Annotated in this window: 20 protein-coding genes; 6 read left to right on the plus strand and 14 right to left on the minus strand. The window is 48.4% G+C overall.

Annotation, left to right across the window (positions count from 1 at the left end; all coding sequences use genetic code 11):
- The first annotated feature begins 101 nt into the window (after window positions 1–101).
- Window positions 102–1,400: an aminotransferase class I/II-fold pyridoxal phosphate-dependent enzyme gene (locus P364_RS0124120; RefSeq protein ID WP_024632613.1), complete on the plus strand. Its 1,299-nt coding sequence runs from the start codon at window positions 102–104 to the stop codon at window positions 1,398–1,400.
- Window positions 1,401–1,691: 291 nt separating this feature from the next.
- Window positions 1,692–1,823 carry a YjcZ family sporulation protein gene (locus P364_RS38300; protein WP_218671893.1) on the plus strand — a complete coding sequence of 44 codons (132 nt, stop codon included), beginning with the start codon at window positions 1,692–1,694 and terminating at the stop codon, window positions 1,821–1,823.
- A 158-nt stretch (window positions 1,824–1,981) separates the two neighbouring features.
- Here the strand turns inward: P364_RS38300 and P364_RS0124130 are convergent, their stop codons facing one another.
- The 5 genes from P364_RS0124130 to P364_RS0124150 form a co-directional block, all read right to left on the minus strand.
- Complete coding sequence (locus tag P364_RS0124130; protein WP_024632614.1) at window positions 1,982–3,199, minus strand: ABC transporter permease; 1,218 nt, start codon at window positions 3,197–3,199, stop codon at window positions 1,982–1,984.
- A gap of 2 nt (window positions 3,200–3,201) precedes the next feature.
- A complete protein-coding gene (locus P364_RS0124135) occupies window positions 3,202–3,954 on the minus strand; it encodes an ABC transporter ATP-binding protein (protein WP_024632615.1) in 753 nt (250 codons plus the stop codon).
- 27 nt (window positions 3,955–3,981) lie between these two features.
- Complete coding sequence (locus P364_RS0124140; RefSeq protein ID WP_024632616.1) at window positions 3,982–5,355, minus strand: DEAD/DEAH box helicase; 1,374 nt, start codon at window positions 5,353–5,355, stop codon at window positions 3,982–3,984.
- A 212-nt stretch (window positions 5,356–5,567) separates the two neighbouring features.
- Window positions 5,568–6,341, minus strand: a complete 774-nt coding sequence (locus tag P364_RS0124145) for an SDR family NAD(P)-dependent oxidoreductase (protein WP_024632617.1) — start codon at window positions 6,339–6,341, stop codon at window positions 5,568–5,570.
- 56 nt (window positions 6,342–6,397) lie between these two features.
- Window positions 6,398–6,856 carry a chemotaxis protein CheX gene (locus P364_RS0124150; protein ID WP_024632618.1) on the minus strand — a complete coding sequence of 153 codons (459 nt, stop codon included), beginning with the start codon at window positions 6,854–6,856 and terminating at the stop codon, window positions 6,398–6,400.
- 447 nt (window positions 6,857–7,303) lie between these two features.
- On the opposite strand from P364_RS0124150, the gene P364_RS0124155 reads away from it, so the two are divergent.
- Both P364_RS0124155 and P364_RS0124160 read left to right on the plus strand, forming a co-directional pair.
- A complete protein-coding gene (locus P364_RS0124155; protein WP_024632619.1) occupies window positions 7,304–8,206 on the plus strand; it encodes a LysR family transcriptional regulator in 903 nt (300 codons plus the stop codon).
- A 32-nt stretch (window positions 8,207–8,238) separates the two neighbouring features.
- Window positions 8,239–9,048: a histidinol-phosphatase gene (locus P364_RS0124160; RefSeq protein WP_024632620.1), complete on the plus strand. Its 810-nt coding sequence runs from the start codon at window positions 8,239–8,241 to the stop codon at window positions 9,046–9,048.
- A gap of 248 nt (window positions 9,049–9,296) precedes the next feature.
- Here the strand turns inward: P364_RS0124160 and P364_RS0124165 are convergent, their stop codons facing one another.
- From P364_RS0124165 to P364_RS0124190, 6 genes are all read right to left on the minus strand, one after another.
- On the minus strand, window positions 9,297–9,929 hold the full coding sequence (locus tag P364_RS0124165) for a GNAT family N-acetyltransferase (protein ID WP_024632621.1): 633 nt from the start codon (window positions 9,927–9,929) through the stop codon (window positions 9,297–9,299).
- A gap of 180 nt (window positions 9,930–10,109) precedes the next feature.
- The gene (locus P364_RS0124170) at window positions 10,110–10,844 is read right to left on the minus strand and encodes a metallophosphoesterase family protein (protein WP_024632622.1); all 735 of its coding nucleotides are present in this window, start codon (window positions 10,842–10,844) and stop codon (window positions 10,110–10,112) included.
- Between the two features lie 39 nt (window positions 10,845–10,883).
- Entirely contained in the window at window positions 10,884–11,825 is a 942-nt protein-coding gene (locus P364_RS0124175; RefSeq protein ID WP_024632623.1) for a metallophosphoesterase, read from the minus strand.
- Between the two features lie 176 nt (window positions 11,826–12,001).
- Window positions 12,002–12,766, minus strand: coding sequence for a succinate dehydrogenase iron-sulfur subunit (gene sdhB / locus P364_RS0124180; RefSeq protein WP_024632624.1), 765 nt, complete (start codon window positions 12,764–12,766; stop codon window positions 12,002–12,004).
- A 487-nt stretch (window positions 12,767–13,253) separates the two neighbouring features.
- Entirely contained in the window at window positions 13,254–14,996 is a 1,743-nt protein-coding gene (sdhA, locus tag P364_RS0124185; RefSeq protein ID WP_024632625.1) for a succinate dehydrogenase flavoprotein subunit, read from the minus strand.
- Window positions 14,997–15,038: 42 nt separating this feature from the next.
- The gene (locus P364_RS0124190) at window positions 15,039–15,707 is read right to left on the minus strand and encodes a succinate dehydrogenase cytochrome b558 subunit (protein ID WP_024632626.1); all 669 of its coding nucleotides are present in this window, start codon (window positions 15,705–15,707) and stop codon (window positions 15,039–15,041) included.
- A gap of 303 nt (window positions 15,708–16,010) precedes the next feature.
- Here P364_RS0124190 and P364_RS0124195 point away from each other — a divergent pair, with 303 nt between their 5' ends.
- The gene (locus P364_RS0124195) at window positions 16,011–16,934 is read left to right on the plus strand and encodes a LysR family transcriptional regulator (RefSeq protein ID WP_024632627.1); all 924 of its coding nucleotides are present in this window, start codon (window positions 16,011–16,013) and stop codon (window positions 16,932–16,934) included.
- Between the two features lie 55 nt (window positions 16,935–16,989).
- Here P364_RS0124195 and P364_RS0124200 read toward each other — a convergent pair whose 3' ends face one another.
- Both P364_RS0124200 and P364_RS0124205 read right to left on the minus strand, forming a co-directional pair.
- The gene (locus P364_RS0124200; RefSeq protein ID WP_024632628.1) at window positions 16,990–17,661 is read right to left on the minus strand and encodes a potassium channel family protein; all 672 of its coding nucleotides are present in this window, start codon (window positions 17,659–17,661) and stop codon (window positions 16,990–16,992) included.
- A gap of 17 nt (window positions 17,662–17,678) precedes the next feature.
- Window positions 17,679–19,013: a TrkH family potassium uptake protein gene (locus P364_RS0124205; RefSeq protein ID WP_029881260.1), complete on the minus strand. Its 1,335-nt coding sequence runs from the start codon at window positions 19,011–19,013 to the stop codon at window positions 17,679–17,681.
- Between the two features lie 466 nt (window positions 19,014–19,479).
- Here P364_RS0124205 and P364_RS0124210 point away from each other — a divergent pair, with 466 nt between their 5' ends.
- A complete protein-coding gene (locus P364_RS0124210) occupies window positions 19,480–21,177 on the plus strand; it encodes a CPBP family intramembrane glutamic endopeptidase (protein WP_024632630.1) in 1,698 nt (565 codons plus the stop codon).
- Here the strand turns inward: P364_RS0124210 and uvrC are convergent.
- Window positions 21,146–23,236: an excinuclease ABC subunit UvrC gene (gene uvrC / locus P364_RS0124215; protein ID WP_024632631.1), complete on the minus strand. Its 2,091-nt coding sequence runs from the start codon at window positions 23,234–23,236 to the stop codon at window positions 21,146–21,148. The two genes, P364_RS0124210 and uvrC, sit on opposite strands and share 32 nt — an antisense overlap.
- Between the last annotated feature and the right edge of the window lie 455 nt (window positions 23,237–23,691).

Below are 23,691 nucleotides of genomic sequence, written 5' to 3' on the forward strand. Positions count from 1 at the left end.
AGTGATAAAACTGTCATTATGCGTTATTTCCGTGACGGGGGGAAGGCAAGGTGTTATAATGTTAGGCAGTTGAATCACAAAGACTTGGAAGGATGAAAAGAATGAATCCACTGGCTGAACAGTTGAACGAAAGTATTCAGGCAGGCAGCAGTCACGTCTACTCCATGCTGTCGCAGCTCGGCAAAGAAATCTATTTTCCAAAAGAAGGTATCTTGAGTCAGTCTGCTGAAGCAGCAAGTCTGGCCAAAACCTACAATGCTACGATTGGTATCGCTCTGGAGGGCGGTGTGCCGATGCACTTAGCTGTTATTCAGGATAAGCTGTCTGCATACCAACCGAAGGATTTGTACCCTTACGCTCCGCCTGCAGGGAAGCCTGAACTGCGGACCGTATGGAGAAACAAGATGCTGAAGGAAACACCTTCCCTTGAAGGTAAGACGTTTGGTAATCCGATTGTGACTAACGCATTAACTCATGGACTAAGTATCGTAGCCGACCTGTTCGCTGAAGAAGGGGACGCTGTTATATATCCGGATAAAAACTGGGAAAATTATGAGCTGACTTTCGGAATTCGCCGTCACGGCCAGTTGGTTCATTATCCCCTGTTCGATGATCAATTGAATTTCAACAGTGCAGGTCTACTCGAAGCGTTGCTTGCGCAGAAGGACAAAGGCAAAGCCATCGTGCTGCTCAACTTCCCGAACAACCCGACAGGTTATACGCCTGGAGCTGAAGAAGCGGATGCAATCGTGGACACGATTCGTCAAGCGGCGGAGGCTGGTGTAAACGTCGTTGCTGTAACCGATGATGCCTACTTTGGTCTCTTCTTCGAAGATTCCATTCACGAATCCCTGTTTGGTAAACTGGCGAACCTTCACCCACGTGTCCTGACTGTCAAAGTTGACGGTGCCACCAAGGAAGAATTCGTATGGGGCTTCCGCGTTGGATTCATCACATATGCTCATGAAGACGCTGCGGTTCTGCATGCACTGGAGCAGAAAACACTGGGTATTATCCGTGCAACCATTTCCAGTGGTCCGCATCCTTCCCAAACGTTTGTACTGGATGCGCTGAAAGCACCTGAGTTCGAAGCACAGAAGCTGGAGAAGTTTGAAATCATGAAAGGCCGCGCCAACAAAGTAAAATCCATTCTTGATAGCGGTAATTACGGTGAGGTATGGGATTACTACCCGTTTAACTCCGGTTACTTCATGTGTCTGAAGCTGAAAGATGTGGGTGCAGAGCAACTCCGGACCCATTTGCTACAGAAATATGGCGTCGGTACCATTGCACTGGGTGAGTCCGATCTGCGAATTGCTTTCTCCTGTATTGAAGAATCCGGCTTGGAAGATCTGTTTGATACGATCTATCGCGGAGTTCTGGATCTACAGACGAACTAGATCATATGCAGTAAAATGCTTATCTAAATAAAGAAGTCAGGAAACGAACTAGCTTGCGTTTCCTGACACCTATGAACACCCCTCTGTATCCTGATGAATATCTCTCGATACAAAGGGGTGTTTTGTGTTGTATTCACTCTGAAAACGTATGGCTGTCTGGGCCGGGGCAAATGCCCAAAACGATGATTTTGAAGCTGTACCGGGCAACGGCCCAATCAGCCTACCTCCACGGTACATAATATACGATGTACGCAAGGGCGTGCCTAACACCACTTGAAAGGGGAATGACCAATGTCTGGAGTTGTTGAAGAAACAAGAGGCGGTTATGGTTGCGGCGGTTTCGGAGGAGGATTTACAAATACAGGTGCCATTCTCGTTCTGTTTATCTTGCTCGTCATTATCACTAAATCGTTCCTCTGTTAGTCCATACGTCCTCAATATGAGTCGGAACAAAGTAAGCTGACTCTAACAGAAAGACGGGTATTCCGAGATACAGCTCGGAATACCCGTCTTTTGTTAGGTTTCATTAGAATTACTGATCGGCATCGCCAATGAACGCTTACTGGCAGATGCTCGACCGTTCATTCATCCTCTTCTTCCTTCAACCACTTATTGCCCTGAGAACGTCGCATCAAGTAGATCACCAGCGCACCAAGGACCAATGCCGCTCCAGTCATGCCTAGTCCACTCACTCCCGCAGCGAGCATTGGCAACCACATAAGTAAGGCAACCATTGCATGCAGATTCGAGATGAAGCCCAGCACCTGGGAACGACGACTCTCTCCCGAGATAGGATATATCATAATCCAGAACGACTCACTATGACTGCGACGCAGTGCACCCAGTTGCACACCTGCAAGCAGCAGGAAGAACAGGTAGACACCTATACCGAAATAACTGCCCGCCGTCCACCAGGACAACAACATTCCGAGTACGACCAGGCGTACAACAATCGAGAACACTTCAGTTCGGATAAATGTTTTGGTAATCAGATAGCGGTAAGCTTTCCCTGCATTCCAGGGGAGGCCACTCCCCCATTTGCTAAGCCAGCGGCGAGAAGTTACTTTCTGGCCTGATGAAGGTACATCGACAAACCAGCCCAACGTTCGCATCACTCGTCCAGCCTGGCCCTGCTCTACCTGGATAAGACGTTCCCATGAAACCCGATGTTTCAGAGGAATACGCAGGGCAACGATATAGACAACAGCCAGCAGCAGCAGGAACCAGATGCTGCGCTGTGGAGGCTGCCACAACCAGGCCGCAACCGCAAGCACAGCAAGTGCCCATCGGAGCAAACGATATCCTCTGGCTGCACCGATCTGCACCATGCGCAGCTCTTGCCATGCCCCATAGCTGGACAGCCCTTTCCACAGCAGCAGCAGCAGGATAAACCAGCCAAATGGCCTAGCATCCTGATCCGCTCGAACATAGAGCGGCCACAGCGTAATGAATATGAAGAGCATGCCCAGGGTTTTATAGATGATGCCACGGGCGAAGCTGTTCTTCAGATATTCGTGCATCCGATATTCCTGCGGCCGTAAAAATACGATGTCAGCCGGATGCAGATATGTACGATAGCTGCTAAACAGCACCAGTGGTGCCAGCAACAGCAACGTAATCCAGCGAATCGGGAATCCCGCCGGAATATGCTGTACAAACGATGTATACCAGGCGGAGAACGCAATGACGAGAAATAAGAACACCATGGCTACGCCGCTCTGAATGACATAACCCAGGTAAGGAAGAATTCCATTCCAGAATCCCGTGCGTCTTTGCTTCCATAGCTGCTTGAGATCCATGCTTAATCCCTGCCCTGTACAAGGGAATAGAACATATGCTCCAGCGTGGCATTCGATTCCCCGAATTGAGTACGCAGCCCATTCAGCGTCCCTTGAGCAATGACCTGTCCCCGGTGTAGAACAATGAAACGGTCACAGTAATTTTCAATGGTGGACAGAATATGTGAACTGAGCAAAATGGAAGATCCCGACGCTTTCATTTCGAGCATAAAATCAAGCAAAGAGCGGATCCCGAGTGGGTCAAGTCCCAGGAAAGGCTCATCAATGATGTAGAGTGGCGGACCTGCCACAAAAGCACACATGATCATGACCTTTTGCCGCATACCCTTGGACAGGTGGGTGGACAGACTGGTACTTTTCTCATTCATGCGGAACAATTTCAGCAGCTTCTCCGTACGCTGTTTGAAATCAGCCTCCGAAACGCCGTATGCTCTGGCTGTAAACTCCAGATGCTCCATGACCGTCATTTCGTCATACAGCTCGGGAGATTCCGGTACAAAGGCCATGGCAGATTGATATACCTGTGGATCTTCGTCCCGCTTCTTGCCCATGACCCTCACTTCACCCTGCTGAGGGGTCATTAACCCTAAAATATGCTTCATCGTCGTACTTTTGCCAGCACCGTTTAATCCGATCAGTCCGACCATCTCTCCGCGTCCAACTTCCAGATCGATGCCGTGGAGGACCGGCCGCTTGGCACTGTATCCTCCGCTTAGCCCGTTGATTTTCAATACGGGCGGTTGAACGTTTTCCATCTATCCCTGCACCTCTTTCGTCAGGTTTTATTCTTCAGCGCGTGGCTCTTTGCCTTTGCTCCATTTGGGAGCGCCCTTGTTCTTGCGATCTTGGTCCCGCTCTGTTCTGCCTGCATTGCCAGCTGGCTTGCCACCCGTCGGGCGTTGATTCGATACAGCAGCTCTGGCGCCACCATTGCGGCTGGCCTGACCAGGCTTACGATCCCGGGACTGCCCTGGTTTTTTGGAGAAGGAATGCCCTTCAGGCCGCGTATCCGGGCGCGGATCAGCCTCGAGCACTTTCCCCCCGAACAATACACGTTCCGGCAATTCGATTCCAAGTTCCCGCGCAAACTTGCGCATAATGAAAATTTGCGTTTCATCCACGATCGACAACACGATGCCGCTGCGACCCATGCGGCCTGTTCTGCCTGCGCGGTGAACATAGTGTTCCGAATCAAATGCAGGGTCATAGTTAATGACCATCGGCAGACCTTCAATGTCCAGTCCTCTGGCTGCGACCTCGCTCGCGATCAGCAGTTGCAGCTTGCCATTGCGGAAAGCGGATAGCACATTGCTGCGGGTCACTTTGTCGGCGTCTCCATACAGCGCAGCTGCGGAGAAGCCCAGATGATTCATTTTCGCTTCAACCTCGCCAATATCCTCGGTAGCATTCACAAAGACGATGGCGCGATCCGGGTTATATTGTCTAACCAGACGTCGCAGCATATCGATTTTGTTACGGTTTTCTTCCACAAAATAAAAATGCTCAAGTCCCGCAGCGGTTGCCCGGTCCGGTTCAATACCGATCTGTACCGGATCTTTCATCTCCCGCTTCGCGAGTCCAGCTGTATGTTCATCGATCGTTGCAGACAGGAAAATGAGTTGACGGTCGCGCAGGGCACTGCGCAATACGAAGTCCACGTCGCTTACCCCGCCGAGCTGGAATACCTGGTCTGCCTCGTCAATAACAATTGTGGAGACGTTGTGCATTTTCAGCTTTTTCAGCGTGATCAATTCTTTCAGTCGTCCTGGCGTTCCCACAACCAGTTCGGGATGTTCACGCAGCTTCTCAATCTGACGTTTTACCGCTGCACCGCCAATGAGTCCCAGAACGCCGATTTTACGTTCTTCTCCATACCGCTGTGCCTCGCGTACAATCTGCATTGCCAGCTCTTGCGTCGGAGCTATAATGAGCTTCTGTGTGCCTTTCACATCACTTTTGATGGATTGCAGCAGTGGCAGCAGATAGGCGAGCGTCTTGCCTGTTCCCGTCTGAGATTTTGAAACCACATCACGACCTTCCAGAATAACCGGTATCGTCTGTGCCTGCACCGGTGAAGGTTCGTTGATGCCATGTCTGGCGAGTACAGCCTCAAGATCCTGTTCTACGCCAATTGAAGCAAATGTTTGATTCGTCATGTATGTCCATCCTTTAAATTTATTCGTTTTGATGCTCTAGCCCTGCTTGTACTAATAAAACCGAAGCCTGTCATCACATTACCTTTCATTATATGCGAAAAAAGCCTGCGGACCAAATCTTATTCACGAAACATACCTTTACAGACAAAAAAAAGAAAAGCCCCTCGGCGGAGCCTTTCTTTCATCCGATATGTGATGCCCACTGTTGCATCTTACTTCTGATTCATTACACCGTGCGACAGCCTGTCAGCAAGACGCGGAAATAGCTGATACAGCCACACACCAGCCGAAGCCAGTCTGGGCAGATTCACTTCTTCCTTGCGCTTCTTCATCGCCCGGATCATATGCCCCGCAACCTCTTCCGGCTTCAGCATCATCCAGCGTACATTATTAACATAGTTACCGGAGGGATCCGCCCGTTGGAAGAACGGTGTATCGATAGGTCCGGGATTAATGGTCGTTACCGTGACTCCGGTTTTGCGAAGTTCCTGGCGCAGGGCATTGCTGAAGCCAAGTACGGCATGTTTGGTCGCCGTGTATGAAGCGGATTTTGCAGTTCCGATCTTGCCAGCCATGGAAGCTACATTTACAATTTGTCCTCTGCCTCGTTGCAGCATCTGCGGCAACACTGCCTTGGTGCAGCGGACAATGCCCATGTAATTCACGTCCATCATCTCATCGAATTCCTGCACAGACATATCCGTCATCGCCGCAAATTTTCCGTAACCCGCGTTATTCAGCAAAATATCGATTCGTCCGTATTTCTGCAACATCGCATTCACGGCTGTCTGAACCTGCTCATCATTCGTTACATCTAACGTGAGTAGTTCGTGTTGCCCTTTCAGCGAAGCACCAATCTCCTCCAGCTTGTCCCGCGAGCGGGCAGCCAGAATCGGGATGGCTCCTTCTTCTATCAGCATCTGCGCACAGAGCGCACCAATTCCGCTCGACGCACCTGTGATAAAAACAACCTGATCTTTCAGCATACCCGATGTCCTCCCGTATTGAACACATATTGCCCCTAGAGGCGTATGGTTCTATTCTACGAGATCATCACTTGAATATCCATCTCACCAATTCCGTCCATCAGCAAAGGAATGCTCAACGCTTTCGTTGCACTAAAGGAAGCCACATATTCAGAATTCATCACTTGTGGAGGTGTAATATCAACAACGACACCCTGATTAGACAGGATGGTACTTGCATTGCCGCTAATCATATTGCCAAGTTCCGAAATAGCACTTTTACTCATTTCGTCCATTTCTGTAATGACAAAACCGCCCATCATGGCAGAAACAATTTTCAATGCAACCGACTCTTGTATTCCAAATACAATGTTTCCGCTCAGTTGTCCAGTCATTCCGATCACGATCCAGACATGGTCTGCAATGTACTCCACATTTTTCACGCCAAGACTCCCGGTGGAAGGCGAAACCTGGATGAGCTGTTCGAATACGTTCCGTGCGGATTCCAGGAAAGGATTAATCACTTCCGCTTTCACTGTCTAATGTCCCCCTTACACTGGGTTATTGGTCACACACCAAAAGTCCCATATTCAATAAATTTATTATACTTTATCACGTACAAGAATTCACCAAGAATTCGGTAAGGCATGTGTAATATAATTTATCGTCATCCGCGGGGGAAATGTTTATAGCTGATTCTAGCGAAAAAACAAGGCTTTTCGCATCTGTTGCAAAAACAATTGCCACGGAGGGGCATGGCAAAAGGTATTTAGGACTTTTTTACTGTTTCTTAAAATATTAAAAATTTTATTTTCTTGAAATAAAATTAATTTCTCGTTCTTATGGACCTCCCCAAATCCATGATGTACCCTTCATTGCCCTGCTGTCCTGAATCACCTATAATTTAAGGAACGGAACAATGACCAGTTACGGGATTCCACTATGGATAGACAGAAGACATTTTACGTGCAAGGAGGCCATACATGAATATCAGTCAACTGGAGACGCTGATTACGATCTCGAAAACGATGAGTTTCCGCAAAGCCGGAGAACTTCTAAATCTGACCCAGCCTGCCGTTTCGGCCCAGATCAAAAGCCTGGAGGATGAATTCAGGACCGTTCTTGTTGATCGTAACCAGCCGGTAACCCTCACCGATCGTGGACAGGTGTTTCTGCAACATGCCGAACGTATGCTGGACATCGTGGGTGAGCTGAAACAAAAACTGATGGATCTCGATGAGACCCCTCAGGGACATATCAGACTCGGCACAACGACGTCCATTGCCATTCAGATTTTGCCACGGGTGTTATCTTACTTTCAGGATCAATTTCCACTTATCAAGACCAGTATCCAATCCCTGCCCTCCTCACAGATCTATACCCAGGTCGAGAATGGTATGGTCGATATCGGTATCGGTTATCTCACGGAGCGTAATCCTAACCTGAATACGTCCGTGCTGTATTATGATACGTTCGAACTTGTGGTATCTCCATTCCATCCGCTGGCGAAGCAAAAGCATGCTGCGGTGGATGTCCTGCGCAGCACACCTCTGATTTTGCTATCCCCGGATACGGTGGGGCGTCGCTTTACGGAAGGCATTTTTAAGAAACATAACATTGAGCCCAATATCGTCATGGAGTTGTCGAGCAGCGAGGAAGTGAAGCGGATGGTTGAGATCAATCTCGGGGCAGCAGTCATATCCAAACAATCCGTTGCCCACGAGTTGCGGCAAGGCACACTGCGCATGATTCCACTCAGTGAACTGGAGGTCAGTCACCCTGTCGGAGTCATTTACAAATCAAGTCGTTATCTCAATTCGGCCATGCAGCAATTCCTGAGCGATCTCAAAGGCATGCCGGAGACCCAGTTCATCAGTTCAGAATGATAAATGAGCCATGAGAAAGGAAGGATTTCCATATGAAATTTGATCTTCACACCCATCATTTTCGTTGTGGTCATGCGGACGGCAATATTCGCGACTATATTGAGGCAGGTATTCAAGCTGGACTTCAGGTCATCGGTATCTCGGACCATACGCCTTACTTTGGCAGTGACGCAGAGCAGGCTTTTCCCCGGATTGCGATGGGCAAGTCAGAATTGCATCATTACGTGGAAGAAGTAATTGCTCTGAAGGAAGAATACGCAGGCAAAATTGATGTGCTGCTTGGCATCGAATCCGATTATTTCCCTATTCATGCCGAATTGTATCGCAGTACGCTGGGGCAATATCCTTTTGATTATATTATTGGTTCAGTTCATCACACGGAAGATGTCAGCATATTCAACAAAACCCGCTGGAATGGTTTAAGCGATGCACGTAAGGTGGAAGTGAAAGAGAGTTATTATGCATTGATTCGACAGTCAGCCCGAAGCGGCATGTTCCAGATCCTTGGACATATTGATGCGATGAAAGGAAATTATCCACCTTTCTCGGACATTATCGCGGATCACGCCATTGACGAAACGTTGCAGGTCATTGCAGAATCGAACGTGGCCATTGAAATTAATACGTCGGGTAAAACCAAGCTCAGTGGTGGCTGGTACCCGTCAGATGCCATTCTGGAGCGTGCGCATCATTACGGAGTGAAGGTGACCTTCGGATCGGATGCCCACAAACCACAGCGTGTTGCCGATGAACTGGATGACGTTCGTACACGTCTGCAAGAGATCGGGTTTACGGAATGGGTATACTTTAAACAGAAACAGATGCAAGTTGTACCGTTTTAATCATATAGCATCACAATAAAACCCTCATGGCGTGAATCAGCACGCTGTGGGGGTTTTCGGTTCGTTTCCTAATATAAAAAAAATGAACCCGCAAACAGCGGGTCCCAACAGCATTATCTATTATCAAAAAGGGGGTCATGAGATAAGTTTACCCGCTGTCTGTTAGAGTTCAATTGCAGCTATATTTCATTTGTGTAACAAATGATTGAAGTTCGTTTCAACCCTCTGCTGTTTCATTTTATTCTATGTTACTCGTGCTTGTCGGATACCAACGTTTGCAGGCGATTTTCCCAATGAGAACGGACATGCTGTTCACGATACAGACTATACACTTTAACATCCAGCAGAGTATCCGGCGTCTCACCATCCTCATGATTCAAAACAAACGAGGGCAGGGTTCGTTCATAACTCATGCCGCTCTTGCAAAGCACTCGTTCGGATGAAACATTTGCCTCGTAACAGCGGGCTTCCACTTTGGACAAATTAAGCTCGGCAAAACCGAATTCCAGCAAACGCTGTACTGCCTCAGTGGCGACTCCCTTGCCCCAGCAGGACCTGTTCAAGATGTATCCAATCTGTGCGGTACCATTCTTGTCATTCCAATGTTGGAATGAAGTGATGCCAATGATCTGCTCACTGCCTTTCCAGCAGATGCCGTAATGCAGTGAATCCAGCTTCGCGCTGCTGCTGCGAATCTGATTCAATAATCGCCGAGCCCGGATTGGCGTGGGCTGACTTCCCCTGTTTACATAACGGATCACCTGCGGGTCGGAAAACAGCTCCGACAACGTGCTGTAATCACTCTGACGTAATGATCGAAGAACAAGGCGCTCTGTCCACAAAGCAGGCAATCCTTGGCCCAGCATTTTTCGGGTCAGCATGACAATCGCTCCTTTTGCCTAACGGGTTCTAGTCCGGTAAGACAAGCATGCTCTGAGGATGATCCGGCGCAAATAGAATACATGGATAAACGACGATACATCGATATACTCAACAACACTCCGCTCAGTAGCCCGAACATTAGTATGCCAATTCATTACAGCAATTTATTCCTGAAATCACTAATCCGTTTGCAGCCCGCGATAGACACCTGTACGAAGCTCTCGGATATAGAAATCAAGTGAGGGCACCTGGGCCTGCTGAGCAGTCTGTACTTCCTGTTCAATATCATAAGGTACCCTTACAAATTGAAGGTTGAATGGAGTGTTCCAATCACTGCTGTTCTCTCCTTCTAGAATACAGTATGAAGCCTGGGTCAAATCAAGCGGGTTACCCACGCTGCCTGCATTGAACAACATTTTCCCATTCAGAAATTGCAAGTATGCGTTATGCACATCCCCATATCCTACGACATCCGCCACACCGAGCTCAGGCTCATCTGCCGGAGGATCAAACATGGCTAACCTCTTCCCCATCTCATCCCATGGCTGTACGCGGTGATATACACTTTGGGGAGATGCATGCACCAGGCGGATCTTTCGACCACTCAGCTCTAATTGGTGGCTAAACGGCAAGCTTTCCAAATATGTCAATCGCTCCTTACCCAGCCGCTTCGCTTGCCAAGTAAAATTCTCATTGTCCGAATTAACCGCAACCAGTTCATCCCAGTTGCCACGGATGACTTGCTCACATGTCTCTCTTACCAGATCCACAACCTGTACCGGGTCAGGTCCCTTGCCAACGAGGTCGCCAAGACAAAAGATTCGCTTCAATCCGCGACTCCGAATATCGTTTAATACCGCTTCCCAAGCAGTCATGTTGCCATGAATATCGGATACAATCGCAATTCGTTCCATCTGGCTAACCTCCCTTTATGCTCTATATTCTTTATGTTGTTAACCCTTTAACTCAAAAACAGTCAATTCCGGCCTGCACAAAAAGCGGATCGGCAGTTGGGTCATGCCAAAGCCACGGTTCACATAGACTGGCATATGCTTATCCCCTGCGTAATATAACCCTTGAATATACTTGAGTGAACCTCTCGGTGTAGTCAGCGCCCCAATCCATGGAAAACGCACCTGCCCGCCATGACTGTGTCCGGAGAGCTGTAGTCCGAAACCGTAAGGTGCTGCAATGTCTGCATAATCGGGCTCATGCATAAGCAGCAGTTTCCAGACCTCTCTACTCAATCCCTTGATTGCTGCAAGAGGATCAGGTCTGCCCGTAAGCGCGTCATCCAGACCTGCTATAGCAATACGTGAATCCCCGCGTTCAATCAGAACATGGCTGTTTCGGAGCAACGTGAATCCGGCCTCCTTGAACATCAGCTCCACTTCATGCTGCTGCTGGCCACGATAATCATGATTCCCTAATACGGCATATTTGCCATACTTCGCTTGCATCGAGGCAAGTACAGGAATACATTCACGCATCGGTTCTGCTTCCCGTTCAACCATATCTCCGGTAAAACAAATCAGATCAGGCTGCTGTTCCCGTATCGTTTCAGCCAGCTTCTCCATTTGTTTCAGCCCCGTATGGAATCCAAGATGAGCATCACTGAACTGAATAACGCGCAGTCCCTCGAATGCTTTTGGAAACTTGGGTAATTTCAATTCAACGTGCTTGATTTCCAAATGACGCGGCTCCCATAACCAGGCATATCCTCCTGTGAGCAAACTGGCACTCGCCGTCATCAAGATCATGCGCAGCAAAAAACTGCGCCGGGAGGGATCGTGATCCTTTTCTTCTCCAGGGAAAATGGGGTTCTCCGAATCAGATCCATACTGTGAGCGCCGGGGCGGCGAGATCTTGCTGCCCTCACGCGGTGTTTCTCCCATGCGTCCCCCTCCTTCTTCCGCTCCAAATCCATCTCCTTAGTATACCATATTCTGCATGACTAGCCCGGTTCCTCTGAGTATACAGAAAAAGAAGCCGTGTTCTTGGGCTACAAGCGCCTAGAATCACGACTTCTTCTAATGGTGCAGATTGAAGTTCTGCATTTTATATGACTAGATTACACGCCCAACCAGCGTTTGAACATGTGTTTGGTCGTTTGTTTGTTCATTTCGGCAATGGAAGTAGTCAATGGAATACCTTTTGGACAAGAGCGCACGCAGTTCTGCGAGTTCCCACAGCCCTCAATACCTCCATCTTCCATAAGTGCTTCCAGGCGGTCTTCGGCGTTCATCTCTCCTGTTGGGTGAGCATTGAACAGACGTACCTGAGAAAGAGCAGCCGGACCGATAAAGTCTGTTTTTTCATTCACGTTCGGGCATGCTTCGAGGCATACACCACATGTCATACATTTGGATAGCTCGTAAGCCCACTGACGCTTCTTCTCCGGCATCCGCGGACCTGGACCAAGGTCATAGGTACCATCAATCGGAATCCAAGCTTTAACCCGTTTGAGGGCGTTAAACATCCGGGTACGGTCAATGACGAGGTCACGAACCACCGGGAAGGTTTTCATCGGTTCGATGCGAACCGGTTGTTCGAGCTTATCAATCAGGGCTGCACACGCTTGACGCGGTTTGCCGTTGATGACCATGGAGCATGCTCCACAGACTTCTTCGAGACAGTTCGATTCCCAGCAGACCGGGGCAATAGACTTGCCCTCCGTATTAACCGGGTTCCGTTGGATCTCCATCAGGGCGCTAATAACGTTCATGCCGGGACGGTACGGGAGTTCAAACTCTTCGTTGTACGAAGATGACTCCGGGCTGTCCTGACGAGTGATGATAAACTTGACGGTTTTTTTTGCTGTAGCTGTGTCCGCCATATCGTTGTCCCCTCCTTTGGTGACGATGATTGGTGTTGCTTATGCGCAAAGTGATCTTTTCGGCGCATGGGTGGCGCTTCGGCTGCGGAATGCCCTTCTGATCGCTGTTATCCCCAAATTTTCTGAATCAACCCTTAACAGGGTTAAAATTTGGTGATAAAGGCGAGCGCTTCGCTTCTTCTGGGCATTTCCGCTTCCTCCGCTACGTTGTGCACGTGGGGTCGCTTTGCTGGAAACTGCAATCCATTCATGCTGGATGCAGTATTTAATTTCTAAAGCATCGCAAACGCTTTGCTTCTTCAGGACATTTCCGTCTCCTCCGCTACCCGTGCTTATAGAGTCGCTTTACTGAAAGTTGCAATAATTCATTCTGGTTGGCAGTAACTTTGTGAAGCTTGGCGAATGCTTCGCTTCTTTAGTATTCTTCTGCCTGCTCCGTTCAGTGCTACGTCTTTAACTTTATTAATAGGCCAAGATTTCGCTTTACTTAATCCTTCGAGTAGTCCCGGATCCGTGGTGGGATGAGGGAAACGTCTACAGGCTCGTACGAAATTTTTGGACCTTCCTTCGACCAGCTTGCGATCGTGGTTTTCAGGAATTCCTCGTCGTTCCGTTCAGTGAAGTCCGGTTTGTAATGCGCTCCGCGGCTTTCGTTACGCAGCAGTGCGCCCAGAGTCATCGCTTCTGCCAGTTCAAGCATGTTCCACAGCTGACGGGTAAATGCCGCACCCGGGTTGTTCCAACCGGAAGTGTCGTACATGTTGATTTTGCCGTAACGCTCTTTCAATTCCTTGATTTTGCCGATAGTGGCTTCCAGTTTATCGTTGTAGCGTACAACGGTCATGTTCGCTGTCATCCATTCGCCAAGCTCTTTGTGAATGACATAGGCGTTTTCACTGCCCTGCATGTTCAGGATGCCTTCATACTTATCGGTTTGGCGCTTAGTATAACCATCGAATACGGAAGAACTGATATCTGCGGACGATTTTTTGAGTCCTTTGATATATTCAACCGCTTTCGGTCCAGCAACCATACCACCGTAGATTGCCGATACCAGAGAATTCGCACCCAGACGGTTCGCACCATGATATTGGTATTCACATTCACCGGCTGCGAACAGTCCTGGAATGTTGGTCATTTGGTTATAATCTACCCACATGCCGCCCATGGAATAATGGACTGCCGGGAAGATTTTCATCGGAATTTTGCGCGGGTCATCACCCATGAACTTCTCGTAGATCTCAATGATTCCGCCGAGCTTCACATCCAGCTCCTTCGGATCTTTGTGTGACAAGTCGAGGTATACCATGTTCTCGCCGTTCACGCCGAGGCCCATATCCACGCAGACGCTGAAAATTTCGCGCGTCGCGATATCACGAGGAACAAGGTTACCGTAAGACGGATACTTTTCTTCAAGGAAGTACCAAGGCTTACCGTCTTTATACGTCCAGATCCGTCCACCTTCACCACGAGCCGATTCGGACATCAGACGCAGCTTGTCGTCGCCTGGAATGGCTGTCGGGTGAATCTGAATGAACTCACCGTTCGCGTAATTTACACCTTGCTGATACACCGCACTTGCTGCAGTACCTGTATTGATAACCGAGTTGGTTGTTTTACCAAAAATAATGCCAGGGCCGCCGCTCGCCAGAATAACCGCTTCTGCCGGGAACGTTTGTACCTTCATCGTTTTCAGATCCTGTGCTACAATCCCGCGGCAGGTGCCTTCGTCATCCACAACAGCCTGCAGGAACTCCCAGTTCTCATACTTCGTAACGAGACCCGCTGCTTCCCAGCGACGTACTTGCTCATCTAACGCATAGAGCAATTGTTGTCCTGTTGTTGCACCTGCAAACGCTGTACGGTGATGCTTCGTGCCGCCGAAACGACGGAAATCAAGTAAACCTTCCGGTGTCCGGTTGAACATTACGCCCATACGGTCCATCAGGTGAATGATACCTGGTGCCGCTTCACACATTGCTTTGACCGGAGGCTGATTCGCGAGGAAGTCGCCGCCGTATACCGTATCGTCAAAGTGTACCCACGGGGAGTCGCCCTCACCCTTGGTATTTACCGCACCGTTGATGCCGCCTTGGGCACATACGGAGTGCGATCTTTTAACAGGAACCAGTGAAAATAAATGAACATGGACTCCGGCTTCAGCCGATTTGATCGCCGCCATCAACCCCGCGAGACCGCCGCCCACAATAATTATATTAGATGATGCCATTGCTGTTCACTCCCTTATAAGTCAGCATTTAAGTCTAAATGCTTAAATCAGAACTGTCTTAACTGCGTCAATCATTGAAGTCGCTACCTGGAAATCCATGCTCCGGAAAGCAAGCAGCGATACAATAAACATGATGGCTACGATGGCAAACAAGCTCATGCAGATGTAGGAAGATACACGCTGCGCACGCGGACCGACGGTAATCCCCCAGCTAACCAGGAACGACCACAAGCCGTTGGCAAAGTGATAGGATGCCGCAACCACACTGATCAGATATAAAATAAACGTCACCGGATTCATCACGATGTCATGTATGACACCGCCAAGCTCTTCGTGTGTAACGTTCCCCAGCGCAACCTGGAAACGAGTCTCCCAAATGTGCCAGATAACGAACACAAACGTAATAACACCGCTGACGCGCTGCAACGTATAGCGCCAGTTGCGCTCGTTGCCAAAACGTCCCACGTTTGGCTTGGCCTGATAGGCAATGTACAAACCATATACACCGTGATAGAACAGCGGCAGCCAGATGAGAAGCGTTTCAAGAACAATGACGAGTGGCAGACTGTTCAGAAATGCAACAGCACCGTTAAAGCCTTCTTTGCCGCCTTCAACTGCCGAGAAGTTCGTCACCAGATGCTCAACAAAAAACAGACTGAGCGGAATGACGCCAAGCAAGGAGTGCAGCTTTCTGGAGTAAAACCCTTTCATAAAATGTCGATCCCCTTTCGCTAAATACAACGTTTTCATAAATAATTTCACATATCATGACACAAACCTTCCCCACGGAAAGGTTCGACAAATTGTTCCGTTTTCTTCAGGTGTGAACAACTTGTGTCACGGTTCATGTTACTCCTTTTTTTCTTATAAGGGAATTGCAATATAATTATTAAATGTTATAACCTATAGGTATAAGTTATAAACATCGGTCGTGCAGGCCATACAACATGGAGAAATATTTGACAAGGAGATGCCTCACGCAAAGTACCTTCATTAGAAAAGAGGTTAGTGCTCATGTTCGAGGAATTAAACGCATTTGCGGCGGTTGTGGAGCAGTCCAGTCTGAACCGTGCATCGAAATTGCTGAATCTTTCACAGCCCGCACTATCACGCAAAATCGCCAAATTGGAGGATGAACTCGGGGTGGCGCTCTTTCATCGCCGTGGTAAACGACTCGAATTAACCAGCGTAGGTCAGGTCGCCTACACTTTCGCGATAGAGCAGAAACAGCAGCAGCAGAAATTTTTAACCATGCTGGCGCAGTATAAGGACGAAGAGCAAAGCTCAATTACGCTTGGAGCCAGTCTGACGACCCTTCAAACAACATTGCCACCGCTGGTTAATGCCTTTATGGAGAAACATCCTAATGCGGAGATTAAGCTGGTGACAGGAAAAACGCATGAAATTGTCTCTTTTGTCCGGGATAAAAAAGCGGATGTGGGCATCGTTGCGTCTTCTATTAGCGAGGCCGGCCTGAACTGTGTGCCGCTCTTCGATGATCATCTGGAGCTGGTTGTACCATTGACGCATCCATTGTCCGGCAAGGAGGCCGGCATGGAGCATTTGCAGGACCTGCCGATGATTACGTTCTCCAAAGGGACATGGTACCGCAAATTAACCGACGACCTCTTCCAGCGCTGCGCCGTGATGCCGGATATTCGCATGGAGATTGATTCCTTTGAAGCGATTGTCCGCCTTCTGCCTACCTGCAAAGCCGCAGCTCTGCTTCCCAAGTCATATCTCCGCCCTCAATTGCTTGCGGATAATGATCTCGTCTCTGTATATCTGCCTCAGCTGCAACAGACACGGCGTACAACCTGCATGATCTACGGGGAAAAGGAAAACCTCAGCCAAACCTCCAGACAGTGGGTCAGGGAAACGGCTGCGCTCTTTACAGCAAAGGCGCCGCTGCCCTCACGGAGGACTACGACGCCTTAGCATTCATATATTAGCTGAGCTCCACGCTCAGCAGTCATCTTTCCGTTTCAAGGAATCAGCTCTCCTGGCTGATCACTTCTTCCTCAAACCGATCAATGTCATCATTCATACCGATAATGACCATAATGTCACCCATCTGGAGCGAGTCTAGTGCAGTCGGGGCAATAATGACCCCGGCTTCCTTTTGCAAAGCTACAATGCTGCACCCAAAGCGCACTCGTGCATTTAGCGTGGACAGCGTTTTATTGTGCAGACAGGCTGGAACCTTCATCTCCACAATACTGTAATCATCGGACAATTCGATATAATCCAGCAGATTCGGCGTAACAAGCTGGTGGGCAACCCGGATTCCCATGTCACGCTCTGGATAAACGACACGATCGATCCCCAGCTTGTCCAGTGCCCGTCCATGAAGAACCGAAATGGCTTTGGCCACAACTGTTTTCACACCGAGTTCCTTCAGTAAAATGGCAGTGAGAATACTGGTCTGGATATCCGCCCCGATGGCAACGATACAGCAGTCAAAATTGCGGATACCCAGGGAGCGCAGCACTTCCTCATCCGTCGAATCCGCGACGACGGCATGGGTGACCAATTCACTCATGTCATCGACGACTTCTTCATTTTTATCGATACCCAGCACTTCATATCCAAGTTCCATTAATTCCTGTGCCAGGCTGGAGCCAAAGCGCCCAAGCCCAATCACCGCAAACTGCTGTGTTTTCATTGTTCTTCACGAACCCCTTATCCAATAATCATTTTGCCTTCCGGATACCTGTACAATTCTTTACCCTTTTTCTGTCCAAGTGCATACGCGAGTGTAATCGGCCCAAGACGCCCTGCAAACATGGTGAAACAGATCAAAATCTTGCCGATCGTGGTCAGCTTCAGCGTAAGTCCCATAGACAAACCGACCGTACTAAAAGCTGATGTCGTCTCAAATAAAATCGTCAGAAAACTGCTGTCTTCCGTTGTACTAAGCACCATCGTAACCGCGATAATCAGCAACAGTGCGAGGAGCGTAATCGTCAATGCTTTGAAAATCCGTTCCTGTAAGAGCCGGTACCTGAAAAAGACGATATCTTCCCTCCCACGAATCATCGCGACAACAGCCCCGATCATAATCATAAAGGTGGTCGTTTTGATCCCGCCTCCTGTAGAACCTGGAGAAGCCCCGATAAACATTAATATAATGATGAAAAATTGCGTTGCCTGCCTCAGCCCGGCGATGTCTACCGTATTAGCACCAGCTGTTCGCGGCGTGATGGACTGGAAGAAAGAACCCAATATTTTGCCGCCCCAGTTCAGGCCACCTAATGTACGGGGATTGCTGAATTCAAACACAAAAATAACCAATGCACCACATACGATTAACAATCCTGTCGTCAGCAGCACCACCTTGGAGTGCAGCGACAGCTTCTTCGTCCTCCGATATTCAACTAGATCAGACAGAACAACAAAACCAATGCCGCCGGAAACAATCAGGAACATAGCTGTAAAATTGACGAGCGGATCATACACATATCCGGTAAAGCTGCGGAATTCTCCAAACATGTCGAACCCAGCATTGTTAAACATGGAGATGGCATGCCAATATCCATAATATATGGCCTGCCCTACCGGCATATCGAACGACCAGCGAATGGCAAACAGTGTGCCACATATGCCTTCCAGTATGAGTGAGTAGACTACAACCTTGCGAATAAGGCGGACGATCCCTTCCATCGTGCTCTGGTTCATTGCCTCCTGTAGAATCAAGCGCTCACGCAGAGAGATGCGTCGTTTGAACGCAATCGCCACCAGTGTAGACATCGTCATAAAGCCGAGTCCGCCAATTTGAATCAGGATTGCAATCACGACCTGACCTAGCGTCGAAAAGTGAGTTCCCGTGTCCACGACAACCAGCCCTGTTACACAGACTGCGGAAGTCGCGGTGAAGAGCGCATCAATAAAAGGAAGGCTGACCCCGCTTCGACTGGATGCCGGAAGCATCAGCAAAAGTGTCCCAAGCAATATAATACCTGCGAACCCGAGGACCAGAATTCGGGGTGGCGATAGCCGCATCCATTGAACATTCATTTTCACTTGAGTTTCATCCACCTCTGCCAAAAAGAAAATGACTCCACGACGTGGAGCCTTTCTCCGAAGCGCTTTTCCATAACGCTCTTCGTAATACCCAAGCACTTGGAAAGCTCCATTTCGGAGCGTAAACATGTATGCATTATCGTTGAATCACATAACATTAGGTTGGAATACATTCTATTCGTTCCCTTGTTAGCCTAAAGACATGCGGAATATTGGACATTTGATTCAAAATTATAAGCGCTGCGGCGTTTGTATACAAAACGATTTTTGTGTAAATAGCATCGAATTCCGTCAAAAAGGGAAAAACTCAGATATGGCGACGGATAGATCAGATTGTTTCGATCATTTTCATTCGTTTTCATGCATTTGCACCGCTTCTCGTTTCACCATTGGCATTCGGGGCTTGGGCTGTGCTATCTTTACTTTAATATCCATATTAATAAAGGAGGAACAATATTAAATGAATCCCTTAGGGCAGCCTTTGGTACTCAAAGCTAACTTCAAGCGTTTAGGGTTGCTTGCGGCGATTGGTCTGATTCTGTTTTTTGTTTTTCAAATCTTCCCTGCCACCTCATCGCAAACGACTGATATCCAGTCTACATCCTTCATAAGCAAGGAGAAAGCGGCAGAGTCGGCTCGATCTTTTGCAGCTTCTCTATCCGATTATACCCTGCCGACGAAGACTGGAAACGAGTTGGTAACATACCAAACCCATTCCGATATCTATGGGTATATGGCTAAAACCAAACAGTTAGAAACCTATAATAAGAAATGGGAAACAACCTATCCTTACGATGTGTACCGCGTTCGTTTGCCCGATCAGGACAAAGGCGGTTATTTGAATGTTGACGTACATATGAGAACAGGAAAAGTGGTCGGTTTCAAACGTGAGCTCCCTTCTTCCCTGTATGCATCCATCGAGGCTGAGCAGGACAAAAGTAAAGTGAATGCTGCCCAACGTTTAGCCGAAGATAACCTTTCCTTAAATGAGAAAGAGCAGCTAGCCGCTGGTGTTCTTGGCGAATTCGGGTATAATGTACCGAAACTTCAGCTCGACACCCGTGAAGAAGAAGCGGGACTGAAATACACGGATAATGAAAAGCAAATTGGAGATTCCAAGCTGGAACTGAACTTTACGTTTGAAAACGGAGCCGTCCGCTCCTTTGAATCGGTCTTCTCGGTCCCTGTCTCCCATACCGATTATGTACAAAATCAGACCCGCCAAGCCAACTGGATGACTTACGGTGGTTATGCTTTTCTGACCTTTGTGCTGGGCGTGCTCGCGATCATCTACAGTATTCTGACGAGAGCACACACGTCGTTCAAACGCGGAATCGTACTGTCTCTGGTATACTTTGCGGCTTCCGTTATTGGAACCCTGAACATGATGCCGCTATTTCAGGCGCAAGGGCTATCGAACTTTATGCTGACCTTCCTGATGGTCATGCAGGCAGGGATCACGCTGGTCATGAGTGCAACCATCTATCTGTCGCTCGTTGCCGGTGACGGCATGTGGCGTAAAATCGGACTGAATCCTTGGCCTCGCGCCAAAGAGCCCGGATATGGAAAATATGTGCTGCACAGTATGTATACAGGTTACCTATGGGCCTTGATTCTACTGGGCGTGCAATCTGTACTGTTCTTTATTTTGGAGCGGAGTATTGGAAGTTGGTCGACAACGTCGGCTGATCAGTCCACGTACAACATGAGTTATGCCTGGATCTTCCCGATTATGGCCTGGATGGCCGGGATTGGTGAGGAAACAGTCTATCGCTTGTTCGGAATTCGCATGATGCAGAAGGTAGTACGCAATACGTTCATTGCCTGCCTCATCCCAACATTGATCTGGGCACTGGGTCACACCTTGTATCCCATCTATCCCGTCATTACACGTCCGATTGAGCTGACAGTCATTGGACTCTTGTTCAGTCTGATCATGCTGCGGCACGGCTTCATTGCCGTTGTATTCGCACATGTTATCTTTGACAGCCTGTTGATGGGCCTGAGCCTGATCTTCATGGGTGATGCGCTCAACATCTCCGCCGGACTCTTCTGGATTGTACTTCCGGGGATCGTTGGTTATGTCATTTACAAATTGAATCCAAACAAAAAAGAGAAGCCGTATGTTACGACTCCTCATCACGAAGTGCTGCAATAATTTGATTCGCAAGCTTGTCACCAATAGATAGAGGCCGGAAGTCTTCGACGCTGGCCTCTTTTATTTTGCGTAAAGAGCCAAAATGCTTCAGCAGCAGCTTGCGCCGCTTTTCACCTATACCTGGAATAGCATCCAGACGAGAAGTCACCATCGATTTTCCGCGCTGCTCCCGGTGGAACGAAATTGCAAAACGGTGGACCTCTTCCTGAATCCGCTGCAGCAGGTAGAACTCTTGACTGTCGCGTGGCAAGGAAATGACTTCCGGCGGATTGCCGATCATTAGTTGCGAGGTCTTGTGCTTCGCATCCTTCACCAAACCACATACCGGAATAAACAATCCCAATTCATTCTCCAAAATGTCCACGGCGGCCGAAATCTGGCCTTTGCCTCCATCGACAACAATCAGGTCAGGCTGGGTCAAGTTTTCTTTCAGCACCCGCTCGTAACGGCGGCGGATAACTTCTCGCATCGTTTCATAATCATCTGGCCCTTCTACCGAGCGCACTTTATACTTGCGGTATTCTTTCTTATCCGGTTTGCCATCGGTAAATACAATCATCGCAGATACCGGATTGGTTCCCTGGATGTTTGAGTTATCAAACGCTTCGATCCGGCGCAGCTGATCTAGGCCAATCCAACGTCCCAAGCCTTCCGAGGCCTTTGAGGTTCGCTCTTCGTTGCGCTCGATCAGACGGAATTTCTCCTCCAACGCTACGCGTGCGTTATCTACCGCCATCGTAATCATCTGTCGTTTCAACCCACGCTGCGGGATGTGGACTTTGATTTCCAGCCATTCCTGCAATGCAGCTGCGACCTGAGAAGGATCTTCGAGGCCTGGGGCCTGTTTATCAGCCAATACATCCGCCTCAGCAACAGCGTTGTCCTGAATGACCATCGCAGCTTCTTCTGAATCTACCTCTGGCTGGATATCTCCATAAGATGCACGGGATTCGGCAACACGTGGCTCCATAATTGAATCTTGTGTTAACCGTGCTGTCTGTTCTGACTCAGCTGTCACGGCCGCAGATCGCGCTCCATCAGCATCAGATACAGCATCCTCGTTGACTTCACCATCTTCCAGATTCTTCGGCATTTCCGGCAGTAAAATTTCTTGCGGCAATGCTGGATTATCACTATAGTACTGGGTCACGTAAGACATAAAATCACTGTATGCCTCACCGTAAAAAGGGAATGTTGATACGTGACGTTCGATCATTTTCCCTTGACGCATATATAGAATCTGGACACACATCCAGCCTTTATCAATGGCAAAACCAAATACGTCGCGGTCTCTGGCGTCCGCCATCGTAATTTTCTGTTTTTCCATCATCGCGTCAATGGCGATAACCTGATCCCGAAGCTCTTTGGCACGTTCAAAATAAAGGTCCTCAGCCGCTTCCTGCATTTTGCGCTGCAAATCCTTCTTGATCTCTTCATGCCCGCCGCTCAGAAAGGAACTGATCTCCTGGGAGATCTCATCATACTGCTCCTTGCCCACTTCTTGAACACATGGAGCCAGACACTGACCCATATGGTAATACAGGCAAACTTCCTTTGGCATTACGCCGCATTTGCGCAGCGGATACATCCGGTCAAGCAGTTTTTTCGTTTGGTGTGCCGCATACGAGTTCGGATAAGGTCCGAAGTATTTGGCTTTATCTTTGAGCACACGCCGGGTCACTTCGAGCCGGGGATGCTTTTCATTCGTAATTTTAAGGTAAGGAAATGTCTTGTCATCCTTGAGCAGCACGTTATACCGCGGCATATGTTTTTTGATCAGGTTACACTCCAGAATGAGCGCTTCCATGTTACTGCCAGTAACGATATATTCGAAATCACGGATTTCAGACACCAGGCGCTGGGTCTTCCCATTATGACTGCCGATAAAATAAGATCTTACGCGATTCTTCAGCACTTTGGCCTTACCTACATAGATAATGGTACCTTCACTGTTTTTCATCAGGTAACAGCCGGACATGTCGGGTAGCAAAGCCAGCTTGTGGCGGATCTGCTCCAGTGCCTTCTCCTGTTCCTGCACGTTTGTAAGGAATTCATCCATAATTCGGTGGGTCCTCCTTCCCGAAAAAAGTATAAATAAAGGTTACACTGTACCACTCCAATTGCAGTACCATCTTTCGATCGTCATTATCCCCGGATTTTCTATGAGTTCCTTTCTATTTTAATTGAACTAAAAGATATTTCACACTGACACTACGATGACAGAACAACCTTCCAATCGCTGTTATCCCCAGATTTTTTCGATTCCCTTTTTTCAAAGGGAAAATCCGGTGATAAATGCGACCACTCCGCTTTTCCAGGTTTTTTCTGTCCTCTCCGTTACTGTGTAAATAATTAGATCCAATAATATATAAGGGAAAAGTCTTAGAATAATTGGGAACGCTACGCTTCCCCAGATCGGTCCTGCACTCTACGTTATCGTGTAAAAATAATTATACTTTATATTGTCCTATATAAAAGGTTTCGACGCAAAACGCCCCCGGCGTATAACCGGAG

The organism is Paenibacillus sp. MAEPY2, from assembly GCF_000499205.1.
GTDB lineage: Bacteria > Bacillota > Bacilli > Paenibacillales > Paenibacillaceae > Paenibacillus > Paenibacillus vandeheii.

Excerpts from the sequence above, each read along its gene's own strand:
- P364_RS0124120 (WP_024632613.1), top strand. The coding sequence starts at position 102 with ATGAATCCACTGGCTGAACAGTTGAACGAAAGTATTCAGGCAGGCAGC.
- P364_RS38300 (WP_218671893.1), top strand. The coding sequence starts at position 1,692 with ATGTCTGGAGTTGTTGAAGAAACAAGAGGCGGTTATGGTTGCGGCGGT.
- P364_RS0124130 (WP_024632614.1), bottom strand. The coding sequence starts at position 3,199 with ATGGATCTCAAGCAGCTATGGAAGCAAAGACGCACGGGATTCTGGAAT.
- P364_RS0124135 (WP_024632615.1), bottom strand. The coding sequence starts at position 3,954 with ATGGAAAACGTTCAACCGCCCGTATTGAAAATCAACGGGCTAAGCGGA.
- P364_RS0124140 (WP_024632616.1), bottom strand. The coding sequence starts at position 5,355 with ATGACGAATCAAACATTTGCTTCAATTGGCGTAGAACAGGATCTTGAG.
- P364_RS0124145 (WP_024632617.1), bottom strand. The coding sequence starts at position 6,341 with ATGCTGAAAGATCAGGTTGTTTTTATCACAGGTGCGTCGAGCGGAATT.
- P364_RS0124155 (WP_024632619.1), top strand. The coding sequence starts at position 7,304 with ATGAATATCAGTCAACTGGAGACGCTGATTACGATCTCGAAAACGATG.
- P364_RS0124160 (WP_024632620.1), top strand. The coding sequence starts at position 8,239 with ATGAAATTTGATCTTCACACCCATCATTTTCGTTGTGGTCATGCGGAC.
- P364_RS0124165 (WP_024632621.1), bottom strand. The coding sequence starts at position 9,929 with ATGCTGACCCGAAAAATGCTGGGCCAAGGATTGCCTGCTTTGTGGACA.
- P364_RS0124170 (WP_024632622.1), bottom strand. The coding sequence starts at position 10,844 with ATGGAACGAATTGCGATTGTATCCGATATTCATGGCAACATGACTGCT.
- P364_RS0124175 (WP_024632623.1), bottom strand. The coding sequence starts at position 11,825 with ATGGGAGAAACACCGCGTGAGGGCAGCAAGATCTCGCCGCCCCGGCGC.
- sdhB (WP_024632624.1), bottom strand. The coding sequence starts at position 12,766 with ATGGCGGACACAGCTACAGCAAAAAAAACCGTCAAGTTTATCATCACT.
- sdhA (WP_024632625.1), bottom strand. The coding sequence starts at position 14,996 with ATGGCATCATCTAATATAATTATTGTGGGCGGCGGTCTCGCGGGGTTG.
- P364_RS0124190 (WP_024632626.1), bottom strand. The coding sequence starts at position 15,707 with ATGAAAGGGTTTTACTCCAGAAAGCTGCACTCCTTGCTTGGCGTCATT.
- P364_RS0124195 (WP_024632627.1), top strand. The coding sequence starts at position 16,011 with ATGTTCGAGGAATTAAACGCATTTGCGGCGGTTGTGGAGCAGTCCAGT.
- P364_RS0124200 (WP_024632628.1), bottom strand. The coding sequence starts at position 17,661 with ATGAAAACACAGCAGTTTGCGGTGATTGGGCTTGGGCGCTTTGGCTCC.
- P364_RS0124205 (WP_029881260.1), bottom strand. The coding sequence starts at position 19,013 with ATGAATGTTCAATGGATGCGGCTATCGCCACCCCGAATTCTGGTCCTC.
- P364_RS0124210 (WP_024632630.1), top strand. The coding sequence starts at position 19,480 with ATGAATCCCTTAGGGCAGCCTTTGGTACTCAAAGCTAACTTCAAGCGT.
- uvrC (WP_024632631.1), bottom strand. The coding sequence starts at position 23,236 with ATGGATGAATTCCTTACAAACGTGCAGGAACAGGAGAAGGCACTGGAG.